This window comes from Trinickia soli (assembly GCF_002879855.1).
In the GTDB taxonomy this organism is placed as follows: domain Bacteria; phylum Pseudomonadota; class Gammaproteobacteria; order Burkholderiales; family Burkholderiaceae; genus Trinickia; species Trinickia soli.
Window position 1 is genome coordinate 173,998 of record NZ_PNYB01000003.1, and the last position, 15,126, is coordinate 189,123.

General features: G+C 64.8%; 15 protein-coding genes. 12 read left to right on the plus strand and 3 right to left on the minus strand.

All coding sequences use genetic code 11. From position 1 onward, the window contains the following. Nucleotides 1–118: 118 nt before the first annotated feature. The 12 genes from urtA to ureG all read left to right on the plus strand — a co-directional run bounded on the left by urtA (nt 119) and on the right by ureG (nt 11,465). Nucleotides 119–1,420: an urea ABC transporter substrate-binding protein gene (gene urtA / locus C0Z19_RS05010; RefSeq protein WP_102608693.1), complete on the plus strand. Its 1,302-nt coding sequence runs from the start codon at nt 119–121 to the stop codon at nt 1,418–1,420. Between the two features lie 110 nt (nt 1,421–1,530). After that, complete coding sequence (gene urtB / locus C0Z19_RS05015; protein ID WP_102608694.1) at nt 1,531–3,144, plus strand: urea ABC transporter permease subunit UrtB; 1,614 nt, start codon at nt 1,531–1,533, stop codon at nt 3,142–3,144. 8 nt (nt 3,145–3,152) lie between these two features. Then, nucleotides 3,153–4,337 carry an urea ABC transporter permease subunit UrtC gene (gene urtC, locus C0Z19_RS05020; protein ID WP_102608695.1) on the plus strand — a complete coding sequence of 395 codons (1,185 nt, stop codon included), beginning with the start codon at nt 3,153–3,155 and terminating at the stop codon, nt 4,335–4,337. Continuing rightward, a complete protein-coding gene (gene urtD / locus C0Z19_RS05025; protein ID WP_102608696.1) occupies nt 4,334–5,179 on the plus strand; it encodes an urea ABC transporter ATP-binding protein UrtD in 846 nt (281 codons plus the stop codon). Before urtC ends, urtD begins: the two co-directional genes overlap by 4 nt. Before the next feature lie 36 nt (nt 5,180–5,215). Then, the gene (urtE, locus tag C0Z19_RS05030; RefSeq protein ID WP_102608697.1) at nt 5,216–5,908 is read left to right on the plus strand and encodes an urea ABC transporter ATP-binding subunit UrtE; all 693 of its coding nucleotides are present in this window, start codon (nt 5,216–5,218) and stop codon (nt 5,906–5,908) included. A 74-nt stretch (nt 5,909–5,982) separates the two neighbouring features. Continuing rightward, entirely contained in the window at nt 5,983–6,900 is a 918-nt protein-coding gene (locus C0Z19_RS05035) for an urease accessory protein UreD (protein ID WP_102608698.1), read from the plus strand. Nucleotides 6,901–7,034: 134 nt separating this feature from the next. Then, on the plus strand, nt 7,035–7,337 hold the full coding sequence (locus C0Z19_RS05040; protein ID WP_102608699.1) for an urease subunit gamma: 303 nt from the start codon (nt 7,035–7,037) through the stop codon (nt 7,335–7,337). A 29-nt stretch (nt 7,338–7,366) separates the two neighbouring features. Continuing rightward, a complete protein-coding gene (locus tag C0Z19_RS05045; protein ID WP_102608700.1) occupies nt 7,367–7,672 on the plus strand; it encodes an urease subunit beta in 306 nt (101 codons plus the stop codon). Nucleotides 7,673–7,724: 52 nt separating this feature from the next. Continuing rightward, nucleotides 7,725–9,431 carry an urease subunit alpha gene (gene ureC, locus C0Z19_RS05050; protein WP_102608701.1) on the plus strand — a complete coding sequence of 569 codons (1,707 nt, stop codon included), beginning with the start codon at nt 7,725–7,727 and terminating at the stop codon, nt 9,429–9,431. Between the two features lie 41 nt (nt 9,432–9,472). Further along, the gene (ureE, locus tag C0Z19_RS05055; protein ID WP_102608702.1) at nt 9,473–10,117 is read left to right on the plus strand and encodes an urease accessory protein UreE; all 645 of its coding nucleotides are present in this window, start codon (nt 9,473–9,475) and stop codon (nt 10,115–10,117) included. Between the two features lie 4 nt (nt 10,118–10,121). Then, nucleotides 10,122–10,802, plus strand: a complete 681-nt coding sequence (locus tag C0Z19_RS05060) for an urease accessory protein UreF (RefSeq protein ID WP_102608703.1) — start codon at nt 10,122–10,124, stop codon at nt 10,800–10,802. Between the two features lie 42 nt (nt 10,803–10,844). Beyond that, nucleotides 10,845–11,465, plus strand: coding sequence for an urease accessory protein UreG (gene ureG, locus C0Z19_RS05065; protein ID WP_102608704.1), 621 nt, complete (start codon nt 10,845–10,847; stop codon nt 11,463–11,465). A 160-nt stretch (nt 11,466–11,625) separates the two neighbouring features. Here ureG and waaA read toward each other — a convergent pair whose 3' ends face one another. From waaA to waaC, 3 genes are all read right to left on the minus strand, one after another. Continuing rightward, nucleotides 11,626–12,942: a lipid IV(A) 3-deoxy-D-manno-octulosonic acid transferase gene (gene waaA, locus C0Z19_RS05070; RefSeq protein WP_102608705.1), complete on the minus strand. Its 1,317-nt coding sequence runs from the start codon at nt 12,940–12,942 to the stop codon at nt 11,626–11,628. A 106-nt stretch (nt 12,943–13,048) separates the two neighbouring features. Further along, nucleotides 13,049–13,933 carry a Kdo hydroxylase KdoO gene (gene kdoO / locus C0Z19_RS05075; protein ID WP_102608842.1) on the minus strand — a complete coding sequence of 295 codons (885 nt, stop codon included), beginning with the start codon at nt 13,931–13,933 and terminating at the stop codon, nt 13,049–13,051. 33 nt (nt 13,934–13,966) lie between these two features. Then, complete coding sequence (gene waaC / locus C0Z19_RS05080; protein WP_102608843.1) at nt 13,967–15,010, minus strand: lipopolysaccharide heptosyltransferase I; 1,044 nt, start codon at nt 15,008–15,010, stop codon at nt 13,967–13,969. Between the last annotated feature and the right edge of the window lie 116 nt (nt 15,011–15,126).

Genomic DNA, 15,126 nt, shown 5'->3' on the forward strand with positions numbered 1-15,126 from the left:
GCTCCCGCCATTGGCATACCCCTTGCAACGCACGGCGGCCCGCGCGCTCGTACGTCGTTTCCAACGATGCGCGCCTGGCGAAATTCACGCCAATAAACGTTGACGGCAAGGGGAAAACATGAAACGTCGTAGCTTGTTGAAGCTCGGCTCGCTCACCGGCGCGCTCGCACTTGCAGGACAAAGCCCGTTCGCCCGCGCGCAATCGTCGAGCGGTCCAATCAAGGTGGGTATCTTGCATTCGTTGTCGGGCACGATGGCGATCTCGGAAACGTCGCTCAAAGACACGGCGCTCATGACGATCGCCGACATCAACAAGAACGGCGGCGTGATGGGACGACAGATTCAGCCCGTCGTCGTAGACCCCGCCTCGAATTGGCCGCTGTTCGCGGAAAAAGCACGGCAGTTGCTGACGCAAGACAAAGTCGCGTGCGTGTTCGGCTGCTGGACGTCGGTGTCGCGCAAATCGGTGTTGCCCGTGTTCGAGGAACTCAACGGGTTGCTCTACTACCCCGTTCAATACGAAGGCGAAGAGATGTCGCGCAACGTCTTCTACACGGGAGCGGCGCCAAATCAACAGGCACTTCCCGCCGTCGAATATCTGATGAGCGCCGAGGGCGGCGGTGCGAAGCGCTTCTTCCTGCTGGGCACCGACTACGTTTATCCGCGCACCACCAACAAGATCCTGCGCGCCTTCCTGCATACGAAGGGCGTCAAGGACGAAGACATTCAAGAGGTCTACACGCCCTTCGGGCATAGCGACTATCAAACGATCGTCGCCAATATCAAAGCGTTCGCCCAAGGCGGCAAGACGACGGTCGTCTCGACCATCAACGGCGATTCGAACGTGCCTTTCTATAAAGAACTCGGCAATCAGGGGCTCAAAGCAACCGATGTCCCTGTCGTCGCGTTCTCGGTCGGCGAAGAGGAACTGCGCGGCATCGACACGAAGCCGCTCGTCGGCCACCTCGCCGCATGGAATTACTTCATGTCGGTCAAGGGTTCGGCCAACGCGAAGTTCAAGAAGCAATGGGCCGCATGGGTCGAGTCGCAGCACCTGCCCGGCGGCGCGAAGCGCGTGACGAACGATCCGATGGAAGCGACGTTCGTCGGCATTCATATGTGGAAGCAGGCCGTCGAAAAAGCCAAGAGCACCGACGTCGACAAAGTGCGCACGGCGATGATCGGCCAAACGGTCGCGGCGCCTTCGGGCTTCACGCTGACGATGGACGGCAACCATCATTTGCACAAGCCCGTGATGATCGGGGAAATTCGCGCCGACGGCCAATTCAACATCGTCTGGGAAACGAAGACGGCCATTCGTGCGCAGCCCTGGAGCCCGTACATCGCAGGCAACCAAGGCAAGCCCGACATCGTCAGCTCGATCGGCGAATTTCTGCGCCGTCGCCGACAAACCGCCTAGCGGCCAGACGCGCTCCGTGGAGCCGCGCCTCGGCGCGGCGTCGTTACGCGGGCGTGCGCTCAGTTGCGTTGCGCACGCCACCGGCTTGCTTTCGCTTTCGGCTCTTATCGATGACTCGATCCCTCTACCGTTGCCTCCTCGCGACGGCGCTGTCGTGCTGGCTTGCCGCTGCCCCTGCGTTCGCACTCGCGCCGGCCGACGTCGCCCCGCTCGCGGGCGATGACTTCCATGCGAAAGCCAGCGCGATCGATGCGCTCGCAGCCAAACCCGACACGGCGGCGCGAGCGTTGCTCGACGGCCTCGCCGACGATCGCGTACTCGCGACCGGCTCCGGCGAAGTGCTGATTCAGACGGACGGCGACGATACGCAGGCGCGCGACGCCGTGACCGGCCGGCTGGTCGCCATCGGCGACGCGCAGCCCGTGATGCTCAACAATCTGCTGCGCGGCAAGGTCTCGCATGCCCTGGCCGGCTTGCGGCTCGCCTCGCCCGATCTCCCGACCCGCCGCGCCGCCGTCGATGCTTTGCTCGCGAATCCCGACGCTTCGATGAAGCCGTTGGTCGAAGCCGCTCGTGCGAAAGAAACCGATCCCGCACTGAAGCGACGCCTCGATGCGCTATGGGCAACCACTGCGCTCACCGATCCCGATCCGGCCAAACGGCTCGAAGCGGTCAAGCTCGTCGCGGGGCGGCACGATCTCGACTTTTACCCGCTGCTGCGGCCGCTCGTGGCAATGCGCGCCGACGGCGCCTTCGCAGAGCCGAACCCGGCCGTCCGCGCGGCCGCACAGCGCGGGATCGACGAACTGGACGCCATCGAGCGCAATAGCCGCATCGTCGGCACGCTGTTCGCCGGGGTCTCGCTCGGCAGCGTATTGCTGCTGGCGGCACTCGGGCTTGCCATCACCTATGGCGTCATCGGCGTCATCAACATGGCGCATGGCGAATTTTTGATGATCGGCGCTTATGCGACCTACGTGGTGCAAAACGCGTTTCGGCACTATGCGCCGAATGCCTTCGATTGGTATCCATTGGCAGCCGTGCCGGCCTCGTTCGTGGCGGCAGCGGCCGTCGGCGTCGTGCTCGAACGGCTGGTCCTCAAGCGGCTTTACGGCCGGCCCCTTGAAACGCTGTTGACGACATTCGGCGCAAGTCTGGTGCTGATGCAAGGCACCCGCACCCTGTTCGGGGCGCAAAACGTCGAAGTGGCCAATCCCGCTTGGATGACGGGCGGCATCGCAGTCATGCAGAACCTGATCCTGCCGTACAACCGGATCGTCATCCTCGCGTTCTCGCTGACGGTGGTCGCGATCGCATGGAGCGTCCTCACACGGACACGCCTCGGCCTGTTCGTCCGGGCCGTGACGCAGAACCGCTCCATGGCGGCCTGCGTCGGCGTGAAGACCGCGTTCATCGATTCGTATGCCTTCGCGTTCGGCGCCGGCATCGCGGGCCTCGGCGGTTGCGCGCTCTCGCAGATCGGCAACGTCGGCCCCGATCTCGGCCAGAGCTACATCGTCGATTCGTTCATGGCCGTCGTGCTCGGCGGCGTCGGGCAATTGGCCGGCACGGTGCTCGGCAGCTTCGGGCTCGGCGTGCTCACGAAAGCGATCGAGCCGTTCTCGGGCGCCGTGCTCGCGAAGATTGCCGTGCTCGTGTTGATCGTTCTATTCATTCAGAAACGCCCGCAAGGCTTGTTCGCCTTGAAAGGACGCAGCGCATGAGGCCCCCGATGCAGTCGCTCCCCTCCTCCGCCGCCGTCCAGGACGCGCGCTCATCGCAGGCCGGCGCCGAACTTCGCGCGGCGACGGAAGGCTTTGGGCAGTACGACCGCCACGCATTGCTCTCTCGCCCCGCGTGGATCGCGCTCGCCGCGTTCGTGCTCGCCGTCGGCTTCGGCGCGCCGCTCGCCGCGCTCGTGCTGCCGGAGTCGAGCGCGTTTCATCTGTCCGCCTACGCGCTCACGATCGGCGGCAAATTCATGTGCTACGCGATCGCCGCGCTCGCGCTCGATCTCGTCTGGGGCTATTGCGGCATCCTGAGCCTGGGCCACGGACTCTTCTTCGCGCTCGGCGGCTACGCGATCGGGATGTACCTGATGCGCGCGATCGGGCACGACGGCGTCTACGGCAGCGATCTCCCCGATTTCATGGTGTTTCTGAACTGGCACACGTTGCCCTGGTTTTGGCGCGGCACCGAACATCTTTGGTATGCACTGTTGCTGATGCTGATCGTGCCTGCCGCGCTCGCCTGGACGTTCGGCTTCTTTGCATTTCGTTCTCGCGTGCAAGGCGTCTATCTCTCGATCATCACGCAAGCGCTCACGTACGCGGCCATGTTGCTGTTCTATCGGAATGAAACGGGTTTCGGCGGCAATAACGGGTTCACCGATTTCAAGCGCATTGCCGGTTTTCCGATTGCGCACGCAGGCACACGCGTGACGTTGTTCTTGCTGACGTTCGCGACCCTCGTGCTTGCGTTTATCGGTGCGCGAGCGATCGTGACGTCCAAGCTCGGCCGCGTCGTCACCGCGATGCGCGATAGTGAAACGCGCCTGATGTTCCTCGGCTACAGTCCGCTCGCCTACAAACTTTTCATCTGGACGATTTCGGCAATGCTCTGCGCGATCGCAGGCGCGTTGTATGTGCCGCAAGTGGGCATCATCAACCCGAGCGAGATGTCGCCGGCCAACTCGATCGAAATGGCGATCTGGGTGGCCGTCGGCGGCCGCGCGACACTCGTCGGGCCGATCGCCGGCGCCGTCGTCGTCAACGCGGCGCGCAGCATATTCACAGCCTACCTTCCCGAGTACTGGCTGTTCTTCCTGGGCGCCCTGTTCGTGATCGTGCCGCTCGCGTTGCCGCGCGGCCTCGCCGGCTTGGCCATGGCGCTGACAGGCAAAGGCGGACGACAATGATCGGCACGCCTGACGAAAGCATCGAGCGGGAAGCACCGGCCTCCGGCGATGCCGCGCTGGCGCATATCCTCGCGCCCGGCGTCATCGACGTGACGCACGGTCCGATTCTCTATCTGGACGACATCACCGTCAGCTTCGACGGTTTCCGCGCGCTGAACGGCTTGTCGTTGACGCTCGATGCCGGGGAATTGCGCTGCGTGATCGGCCCGAACGGGGCCGGTAAAACGACGATGATGGACGTCGTGACAGGACGCACACGGCCCGACAGCGGACGCGCGTTTCTTGGCCAGACGCTCGACCTCACCCGGATGGACGAGCCGACGATCGCGCGCGCCGGCATCGGCCGGAAGTTTCAGAAGCCGAGCGTGTTCGAGCAGCATCCCGTGTGGGAGAACCTCGAACTCGCCATGAAGACCGACAAGCGGTGGCATGCGTCGCTGCGTGCGCGGCTGACCGCCGATGCCCGTCTTCTGATCGAACAAACGCTCGCTACCATCGGTTTGGAACACGAAGCGCGGCGAGCCGCTGGCGAGCTTTCTCACGGGCAAAAGCAACGCCTCGAAATCGGCATGCTGCTCATGCAGCAACCGGCGTTGCTGCTGCTCGACGAGCCGGCGGCCGGCATGACCGACGACGAAACGATGGCGCTCGCGGCGCTGCTCGATCGATTGCGCGGGACCTGTTCGATGATCGTCGTCGAACATGATATGGAGTTCGTCGCCGCACTCGCCGGTGCGCAATCGCGCGTCACGGTAATGGCCGAAGGCCGTGTGCTCGCCCAAGGCACGTTGGACGAGGTCAAGCGCGACGAGACGGTCATCGAGTCATATCTCGGCCGGTAACCGCACCATGGGATCGCATCAACAAGGACAGCTTCGATGCTCGACGTGACAGGACTCAATCAGTTCTATGGCGGCAGCCATATCTTGCGCGACGTCGCGATCCACGTTCCGCAAGGGGAGCTGACGGTATTGCTCGGCCGCAACGGCGTGGGCAAGACGACGCTGATCCGTTGCCTGATGGGACTCGTGCGCGCGAAAAGCGGCTCGATCCTATGGTGCGGCGAAGCGATCGACGCGCTCGCTCCGCCCGCACGCGTGGCACGAGGGATCGCCTATGTGCCGCAGGGCCGCGACATCTTCGCGCGGTTGACGGTCGAAGAGAATCTGCTCGTCGGCGCGGCAAGCAAGCGCGGCGTTTCGCGTGTGCCGGACCGCATCTATGCGCTCTTTCCCGTGCTCAAGGAGATGCGCAAGCGGCGCGGCGGCGATCTATCGGGCGGCCAACAACAGCAACTCGCGATCGGCCGCGCGCTGATGAGCGACCCGCGTCTGCTGATCCTCGACGAGCCCACGGAAGGCATCCAACCGTCGATCATTCAGGCAATCGGGCGCACGCTGCGCGAGCTCGTCGACGAAACGGGCATGACGGTGCTGCTCGTCGAGCAGTACTACGACTTCGCCAAAGCACTCGCCGATCGCTACTGGGTGATGTGCCGCGGCGAAATCGTGGCGGGCGGCACGGGTGCGCAGATGGACGAGCACCGGGTGCGCGAGATGATCGCTGTCTAGCCCGAAGCGCACGGTGCTATGCTCGACCCCATTCACCTGCGCGCCTGCCCGACGCCCGGCGCCCCACGCATCTCATGCCTTATCGAGCACTTTACGATGTCCCGTCAGCGGCGACGACCGAACACGACGCGACGCACGACGCAGCACATGCCGCACACGAGCGCGACGGCTGGCAGGCGAAGCTATCGCTCGGTTTCGAGCAACGCGGCGCACGCACAACGCTCTCGCATCGGCTCCATTCGGGGCCGCTGCGCGTGCAAAAACCGCTCTACCCCGAGGGCGACTCGATCTCCCACGCTGTCATCGTGCATCCGCCCGGCGGCGTTGCGGGCGGGGATGTATTGACGATCGACGTCTCGCTCGGGGCGCGTACGCATGCGGTACTGACCACGCCCGGCGCGGCCAAGTGGTACAAGGCGAACGGCCGTCTTGCGCGTCAACGGATCGACATCGCCGTCGGCGCCGACGCGAAGCTCGATTGGCTGCCGCAAAACAACATCGTCTTCGATCGCGCGCAAATCGCGCTCGAATTCACGCTCACGCTCGCCGAAGGTGCAACGGCGCTCGGCTGGGACGCGACGCAACTGGGCCGGATCGCCGCGGGCGAGCACTGGCGCGACGGCACTTTGTCGAGCGTGGCGCGGATCATCGGGCCGGCTGGCAAACCGCTTTGGTTCGAACGCGCCGAGCTCGCGGCCGACGACCCGCTGCGCACCGCGCAGCAGGGGCTCGCAGGCTACCCCGCATTCGGCGCGCTATGGGCCGTCGGCCCGGCGTGCAACGAAGCGCTCGCCGAATCGCTTGCACGTCAGTTGCCGTTCGACGCATCGCAACGCGCGGGCGTGTCATGCGTCAGCGATGGCGTGCTGATCGTGCGCACGCTGGCCCATTCGATGGAAGCGCTGCAACAGACGCTCATGCAATGTTGGCTTACGCTGCGTCCGATCGTTCATGGTGTCGATGCAAGACCGCTTCGACTGTGGCGCACTTGAACGAAGGGGGTTATTGTCTGCATCGACGCGGTGCTACGATTGAACGCCCCCCTGCATCCGCTCGTGACGCCACTCATTAGACCAAACGAACGCAGCTTCTTTCAACGACCTTACGGTTTAGAGCAACCCGCGCCATGAAATTGACGCCCAGAGAAAAAGACAAGCTGCTGATCTTCACCGCTGCGCTGCTGGCCGAACGGCGTCGCGCTCGCGGCCTGAAGCTGAACCACCCCGAAGCGGTCGCCTTCATTTCCGCGGCGTTGATGGAAGCGGCGCGCGACGGCAAGACCGTCGCCGAAGTCATGCACTACGGCACGACGCTGCTCTCGCGCGACGATGTCATGGAAGGCGTGCCCGAAATGATCGCCGAAATTCAGATCGAAGCGACCTTCCCCGACGGCACGAAACTCGTGACCGTTCATCATCCGATTGCCTGAACCCTTTCGAGCCAGGCGGCGAGGCAAATATGATTCCCGGTGAACTCCTCATCGAAGACGGCGAGATCGAACTGAACGCGGGCCGCGAGACGCGCACGCTGATTGTCGCCAACACAGGTGACCGGCCCGTGCAGGTGGGCTCCCACTATCACTTCTACGAAACGAACGCCGCGCTCTCGTTCGACCGCGACCAGGCCCGCGGCTTCCGCCTGAACATTGCGGCCGGCACCGCCGTGCGCTTCGAGCCCGGGCAGTCGCGCACCGTCGAATTGGTGGCGCTCGGTGGCGCACGCGTGGTCTACGGCTTCAACGGCAAGATCATGGGCGCGCTCTGAGCCGCTGGCCGCTTTCTCGCCCGGCGAAAAACACTTAGGACTGCAAATCGTCATGACACTACGGATCAGCCGCCGCGCGTATGCGGAAATGTTCGGCCCGACGACAGGCGACCGGATTCGGCTCGCCGACACCGATCTCCTGATCGAGATCGAACGCGACTTCACCGTCTACGGCGAAGAGGTGAAGTTCGGCGGCGGCAAAGTCATCCGCGACGGCATGGGGCAATCCCAACGCCCCGCGCGCGAGGTGGCCGATACGGTCGTGACGAATGCGGTCATCCTCGATCATTGGGGCATCGTCAAAGCCGATATTGCAATCAAGAACGGACGCATCGCCGCGATCGGCAAGGCCGGCAATCCCGACATCCAGGCGGGCGTGACGATCGCGATCGGCGCGGCTACCGAGATCATTGCCGGAGAAGGACTGATCGTCACGGCCGGCGGCGTCGATACGCACATTCACTTCATTTGCCCGCAGCAGATCGACGAGGCGCTGGCGTCCGGCATCACGACGATGATCGGCGGCGGCACGGGCCCCGCGACGGGCACGAATGCGACGACCTGCACCCCGGGCCCGTGGCATCTCGAACGCATGCTGCAGGCGGCCGACGGCTGGCCGATGAACCTCGGCTTTCTCGGCAAAGGCAACACGAGCCTGCCCGAACCGCTCGAGGAGCAGGTGGCCGCGGGCGCGATCGGTCTGAAGCTGCACGAGGATTGGGGGTCGACGCCCGCCGCGATCGACAACTGTTTGAGCGTGGCCGACGCCACCGACACGCAGGTGGCCATTCACACGGACACGCTGAACGAAGCGGGATTCGTCGAAGCCACCGTCGCCGCCTTCAAAGGACGAACGATCCATACGTATCACACCGAAGGCGCGGGCGGCGGCCACGCACCCGACATCATCAAGGTGTGCGGCGAAGCGAACGTGCTGCCGTCATCGACGAATCCGACGCGGCCCTACACCATCAACACGCTCGACGAGCATCTCGACATGTTGATGGTGTGTCATCACCTCGACGCATCGATCGCCGAAGACCTCGCTTTCGCCGAATCGCGCATTCGCCGCGAGACGATTGCGGCCGAAGACATCCTGCATGATCTGGGCGCATTGTCGATGCTGTCGTCCGACTCGCAAGCGATGGGCCGCGTGGGCGAAGTCATCATCCGCACCTGGCAAACCGCACACAAAATGAAGCGGCAACGCGGTCCGCTGCCGCAAGACGCCGCGCGCAACGACAACTTCCGCGCCAAGCGCTACGTGGCGAAGTACACGATCAATCCGGCGCTGACCCACGGCATCGCGCACGAGGTGGGATCCGTGGAAGTTGGCAAGTGGGCCGATCTCGTGTTCTGGGAGCCTGCTTTTTTCGGCGTGAAGCCCACGATGATACTGAAGGGCGGCATGATTGCGCTCGCGCAGATGGGTGACCCCAATGCATCGATCCCCACGCCGCAGCCCGTGCATTACCGCGAGATGTTCGCCACGCGCGGCGCAGCCTTGGCCCAGACATCGCTGACATTCGTGTCGCAAATGGCGCTCGAAGCCGGTATCGGCGAGCGCTATGGCTTGAACAAGCGTCTCGTAGCGGTGCGCGGATGCCGCTCCGTATCGAAAGCCGACATGATTCACAATGCATGGCAGCCGGCCATCAGCGTCGATCCCGAGACGTACGAAGTCGTCGCGGACGGCGAGACGCTCACCTGCGAACCCGCCACCGTGCTGCCAATGGCCCAGCGTTATTTCTTGTTCTGAGCTTGAGTAACGGATGCTTCGGTGTCCTGAATATATTTCCGATGCGAACGATCGACAAACGTATTGCCCCTCCCGCGAAACTCGCTGCGTCGCTCGTTGCACGCGCGCCTACCCTGACGCTTGCCTACGATGAACGGTGCAAGAGCCGGCTCGCGGCCACGCTCGATACGGGCGAAGCAGTCGCACTCGTCATGCCGCGCGGCACCGTGCTCGCCGATGCAGACATCCTCGTCGCCGACGACGGTGCGCTCGTGCGCGTCGTCGCCGCCGCCGAGACGGTGGTCGTCGTACGCGCGCGCGACACGCTCGCGCTCACGCGGGCGGCCTACCACCTCGGCAATCGCCATACCCCCGTGGAGATCGGCGCGGATTATCTGAAACTTGCAGCCGATGCCGTTCTCGAAGCGATGCTGAGCCGGTTGGGCGTAGACGTCGAGCGCGCGACCCTGCCGTTTCATCCGGAAGCCGGCGCATACGGCGGCGGCCATCGCCATGGGCACGATGCCACGTTTGCCGAAGACTATGCGCTCGCACAGCAGGTGTTCGCACAGCGTCACGGCGATGAAAAAGAGCCCGCCGGGAACGGCGGCGCGGACCACGTCCATAGTCACGATCACGATCACGATCACGGCCACGGCGAAGAAGATAGTTGCGCACACAACCATCGTCATTCGCACGGGCATTGACAGCATGCGTGTGGCCGAACTGACCGCTCTGCTGCATCTCGCGTCGCCGGCGCTGCCGATCGGCGCGTTCAGCTATTCGCAAGGCCTCGAAGCCAGCATCGAAGCGCAGTGGACCACCGATGCCGACACGACGCGAACCTGGGTTGAAGATGGGTTGCTGCATGTCCTCGCACGTGGCGAACTGCCGCTCATTGCGCATCAAATGTCACGCTGGCACGCGCAGGACGCAGCGGCCATCGCCGCCGCGGACGCGCAGTTTCTGGCCAGCCGCGAGGCCGCCGAACTGCGCCGCGAAACCGAACAAATGGGATGGTCCCTCAAGCAGCTCGCGTTTTCGCTCGAATGGGGCGACGAAGCAGGTCGGGCGATCCTGGCCGCTTTGACGCCCATATCGCAGCCGAGCGCCTACGCTTTCGCCGCTGCTGCGCACGGACTTGCGCCCGATGCGGCACTCGCGGGCTATGCCTTCGCCTGGGCCGAAAACCAGGTCGCGGCAGCCATCAAGGCCGTCCCGCTCGGCCAACTGGCGGGACAACGCATTTTGATGGCAGCGCGCGCGGTCATCGATCAAGCCGTCGAGCAGGCGCTGCGCACGCCGCCCGATCGCATTCACACCTTTTCGCCGATGCTCGGCATTTTCTCCGCGCGGCACGAGGCGCAGTATTCGCGCCTGTTTCGCTCATAAATCGAATTCGATTGGATTTCCTGAATCGGGAGGCAATAAGCCATGAGGACGAAGAAACTGCCGCCGCTGCGCGTCGGCGTAGGCGGTCCGGTCGGCTCGGGCAAGACGACGCTGCTCGAAATGCTCTGCAAAGCGATGCGGGACCGCTACGACCTCGTCGCCATCACGAACGACATTTACACGAAGGAAGACCAGCGGCTGCTGACGGTTGCCGGGGCGCTCGCGCCCGAGCGCATCATGGGCGTCGAAACGGGCGGCTGCCCGCACACGGCGATCCGCGAAGACGCCTCGATCAATCTCGAGGCCGTCGATCGCATGCTGACGCGGTTTCCCGATGCCGACATCGTCTTCATCGAATCGGGCGGCGACAATCTCGCGGCGACGTTCAGCCCCGAGCTGTCCGACCTCACGATCTACGTCATCGATGTCGCGGGCGGCGAGAAAATCCCTCGCAAGGGCGGCCCCGGCATCACGAAATCCGATCTGCTGGTGATCAACAAGATCGATCTTGCGCCGCACGTCGGCGCCAACCTGGACATCATGGCGACAGACGCGAAAGCAATGCGGGGCGAACGGCCCTTCGTCATGTGCAATTTGAAAACGCAAAGCGGGCTTCGCGAAATCATTGCCTTTATCGAGCGTAAGGGATTATTGGCCGATTAGAGGGCCATAAACAAACCGATGACATTCAATTCATCGGAAGCGAGTGCCAGGCTGCGCATCAAAATCATCGGCGGCGCCGGCGGTCGAAGGCAGCGCTCGCGCTCGGACCCCTGCCCACCCGAGTTCGGCGCACGCTCGGCGCCCACGCCTCACCCCCGACCTACGCGACGCTTGGGGGCAGCAACGCCTCGAGCACAGCCACCGTGCGTGACGTTGCGCCACGATGGCGCGCCGCGAAAGCTGCCGCCGCGGCCCCCATCGCCACGCGCCGAGGCTTGTCGGCAAAGAGCTCTCCGAGCACGCGCGCCAGGTCGCGCGGATCGTCGACTTGCACCGCCGCGCCCGCCGCGACCGCATCAGCCGTGGCCTGAGCGAAGTTGAACACATGCGGGCCGATCAGTACGGGCACGCCCACCGCGCACGCTTCGATGAGGTTTTGTCCGCCCAGCGGCAACAGGCTGCCGCCGATGAACGCCACGTCCGACGCCGCATAGTAGGCGCCCAGTTCGCCCATGGAATCGCCGAGCAGCACCGTCACATCGCCCGGCAGCGGCTCTTTGGCCACCTGTGCAGCCGCAGCCGCGGCCAGCGCCGCGCCGCCCCAGGCGGAGCGCCGCACGCAGCGCAGCCCGCGCCGCTCGGCCAGCATGGCGACTTCGTCGAACCGTTGAGGATGGCGCGGCACGAGAATCAGCAGTGCGTCTTCGGTGGCGAGCGCTGCGAACGCGTCGAGCACCAGCGCTTCCTCGCCTTCGCGCGTGCTCGCGGCCACCCAGACGGGCCGCGCGCCGATCGCCTCGCGCCACGCCCGGCCCCGGGCGACAAGTTCGGGCGGCGTCGCCATATCGAACTTCAGGTTGCCGAGCACGGCCACGTTGCGCGCACCGAGCGCGGTCAGCCGCTCGGCATCCGACGGGCTTTGCGCGAGCACACGCGTAAAGCCGCCGAACACCTCGCGCGCGGCCGAGCCGAAGCGCGCGGCACGCTTGAACGAGCGAGCAGACATGCGGGCATTCGTCAGCACCAGCGGCACGTCGGCGACACGGCACTCGTCGATCAGCGTCGGCCATACCTCCGTTTCCATGATGATGCCGAGCGACGGCCGCCAAGCGCGCAGAAAGCGCCGCACGGCGCGCGGCAGATCATAGGGGATGTAGCAACGCAACACGCGATCGCCGAACAGCTGCACGCTCGTTGCACGCCCGTTCGGCGTCATGTGCGTCACGAGTAATCGCGCGTCGGGCCGCGCCTTCATCAACGCCGTGATCAAGGGCTCGGCCGCACGTGTCTCGCCCACCGACACGGCATGCACCCAGATCAGCGGCGCGCTGTCGTCGGGCACGCGCCCGCGCGCATGGCCAAAACGCTCGCCGATATGCTCGCGATACCCGCGTTCGCGACGCGAGCGGATCAAGAGCCGCAAGACGGCGAGCGGCGCGATCAGCCACCATAGGGCACGATAGATCGCCCTCAACATGCCATTCCCACGATGACGGCGGGTTGCGCGCACGCCATCGCTCGCGCGTCGGCGCGGCCCGCCTTCCGGCCAAAGGCAACCAGGGACCGGCAGTCACCCAGCGTCGTCATATCAGCGCGCGGCCTTCGAGCCGCTCGAGAATGCCGAGCGGCGCGCATTCGGGCTGAACCATTGCGCGCACGGGCAGAAAGAATGTCTGCTCCAGCATGTATTGCCCCGACATGGCGGCATGCGAGGTTTGATCGGAGAAGCAGATCCAGACGCTGCCCGGCGGGAACGGCATCGTCACTTGCGGGCAGGTCTTCTGATAGTCGAGGTCCGCCTTCATGCCGTCGTGAAGATGGAGCATCAGATGATCGTAGGCGCTGCGCGTCGATTTGGTGATGTGCAGCGTCTTGAGGAGCCAGGCCGAACCCGGCATCTGGCGCTTGATCTTCGGCAGGAAACGCCGAGCCATCTGCTCGAACGGCTCGCCGACACGCCAGACGCGCGGCTCGCCGTGCGGGTTCACGTTGGCGAACACACGCAGGATCCGCTCGCCGCGATTGGGCCGCGAAGGAAACGCATCGACGTGCAAACGGCTGTCGTCCTTGCGCCATGACGTATGGCGCGTCTCCACGCGCAACAGGCGCAGGCTCGTTGGCGCGGGGCGTAATGCGTCGCGATACTCGGGCAGCAGCAAATCGACGAGCGCCCGCGCTTGCGTTTGATAACGGGCCACGAGCGCGCGCACGGCCGATTGGGTGACGATGTCGCCGGCGACACCGCGCAATTCGCCGCCGTTCGGATCGAGGCTGATGTTCTTGCGCTTGGGATCGGCAAGCGCCGGATCAAGCAGCGCGGTTTCGCCGCCTTCGATCGCAAAGCGCAGATTCGGAAAATAAATCACTTTGCCGGTTTCAAGCGCGACACGCAGCGTTTCGCGCGTGACGGAAAGGTCCGAGCCTTCCCAATCCGAGCAATTGACTTCGAGGATTTGCGATTCTTTCATGGTCGCGTGGTGGGGTCCCTGGTGCGCCGGCATCTATAGCAAGCCGAATCCGCCCAACGCGGCCTTCACTTGCTGCAGCGTCGGCGGATCGCCCGCGGTGCCGAGATTGACGACGCGTGGGGACCAATAGCCGCCCGTGCGCCATGCGGTCGCGAAATTGTACAACTCGACGGTGGGACGCTTGAGCGCCGCGGCGATGTGAACCAGCCCCGTATCCACGCCCACGGTGGCCGCCGCCGCATCGAGCAGCCCCACGACGGCCGGCAGCGACAGGCGCGGCGGCACGATAGCCGCGGCGCCGAACTCTTTGGCCAGACGCTCGCTCGTCGCCCGTTCGGCGTCGCTGCCCCACGGCAACACGAGCGACGCGCCGCGCGCGACGAGGGCGCGGCCGAGCTCGATCCACGACGCATCGGGCCACTGTTTGTCCGCGCGCGAAGTGGCATGCACGAAGACGACATAGGGAACGGGCAGATTCAACCCCGTTTCGGCCAATGCGCGTGCGGCGCGCGACGTGTCGAGCCCGAAGTCGATTTCGTCGAGCGGTTGCGGCGCCGGGGCGCCGATCGCTTGCGCGACGAGTTGCCGCGTGCGCTCGACCACATGCGTGCGTGGCGCGATCGGGACCCGTCGGCTGTAGAAGAAGCGTACGGGCCATTCATAGCCGGCGCCGTCGGTGCGATTGCCGAGGCCCACGAGCGGCCCGCGCGCCCAGCTTGCCACCCAGGCCGTCTTGATGAGCCCCTGGCAGTCGATCACGAGGTCGTAGCGCTCGGCGGCGAGCGCGCGGCGGAAAGCCTTGATCTCACGCCACGTCGAGGGCGAGAGTATGCGTTTGCGCCAGCGCCGCAGTGCAAACGGAATGGCCCGGCGCACGCCCGCGACGAGCGTGACCAGCTCGACGAAGCTCTCTTCGACGAGCCAATCGATTTGCGCGTCGGGGTAGAGGCGCCGAATGTCGGCGATGGCCGGCATGTTGTGGACCACGTCACCGAGCGACGACACGCGAACCAGCAGTATCTTTTGCACGCTGAAAGTAAAAAGAAAGGTATTCCGTGGGCAGGCCCGGCAGGCCATCGCGACCGCCTGCGCCGCGCGCTGCCTGAAGGGCACGCATTCTACCGCGCCCGGGCACGGTTTTTTCGCTTGCGGCAGGGTTGATGCGGCGCGATATGATGTCGCGATTGCATTGG

Excerpts from the sequence above, each read along its gene's own strand:
- urtA (WP_102608693.1), top strand. The coding sequence starts at position 119 with ATGAAACGTCGTAGCTTGTTGAAGCTCGGCTCGCTCACCGGCGCGCTC.
- urtB (WP_102608694.1), top strand. The coding sequence starts at position 1,531 with ATGACTCGATCCCTCTACCGTTGCCTCCTCGCGACGGCGCTGTCGTGC.
- urtC (WP_102608695.1), top strand. The coding sequence starts at position 3,153 with ATGCAGTCGCTCCCCTCCTCCGCCGCCGTCCAGGACGCGCGCTCATCG.
- urtD (WP_102608696.1), top strand. The coding sequence starts at position 4,334 with ATGATCGGCACGCCTGACGAAAGCATCGAGCGGGAAGCACCGGCCTCC.
- urtE (WP_102608697.1), top strand. The coding sequence starts at position 5,216 with ATGCTCGACGTGACAGGACTCAATCAGTTCTATGGCGGCAGCCATATC.
- C0Z19_RS05035 (WP_102608698.1), top strand. The coding sequence starts at position 5,983 with ATGCCTTATCGAGCACTTTACGATGTCCCGTCAGCGGCGACGACCGAA.
- C0Z19_RS05040 (WP_102608699.1), top strand. The coding sequence starts at position 7,035 with ATGAAATTGACGCCCAGAGAAAAAGACAAGCTGCTGATCTTCACCGCT.
- C0Z19_RS05045 (WP_102608700.1), top strand. The coding sequence starts at position 7,367 with ATGATTCCCGGTGAACTCCTCATCGAAGACGGCGAGATCGAACTGAAC.
- ureC (WP_102608701.1), top strand. The coding sequence starts at position 7,725 with ATGACACTACGGATCAGCCGCCGCGCGTATGCGGAAATGTTCGGCCCG.
- ureE (WP_102608702.1), top strand. The coding sequence starts at position 9,473 with ATGCGAACGATCGACAAACGTATTGCCCCTCCCGCGAAACTCGCTGCG.
- C0Z19_RS05060 (WP_102608703.1), top strand. The coding sequence starts at position 10,122 with ATGCGTGTGGCCGAACTGACCGCTCTGCTGCATCTCGCGTCGCCGGCG.
- ureG (WP_102608704.1), top strand. The coding sequence starts at position 10,845 with ATGAGGACGAAGAAACTGCCGCCGCTGCGCGTCGGCGTAGGCGGTCCG.
- waaA (WP_102608705.1), bottom strand. The coding sequence starts at position 12,942 with ATGTTGAGGGCGATCTATCGTGCCCTATGGTGGCTGATCGCGCCGCTC.
- kdoO (WP_102608842.1), bottom strand. The coding sequence starts at position 13,933 with ATGAAAGAATCGCAAATCCTCGAAGTCAATTGCTCGGATTGGGAAGGC.
- waaC (WP_102608843.1), bottom strand. The coding sequence starts at position 15,010 with ATGGCCTGCCGGGCCTGCCCACGGAATACCTTTCTTTTTACTTTCAGC.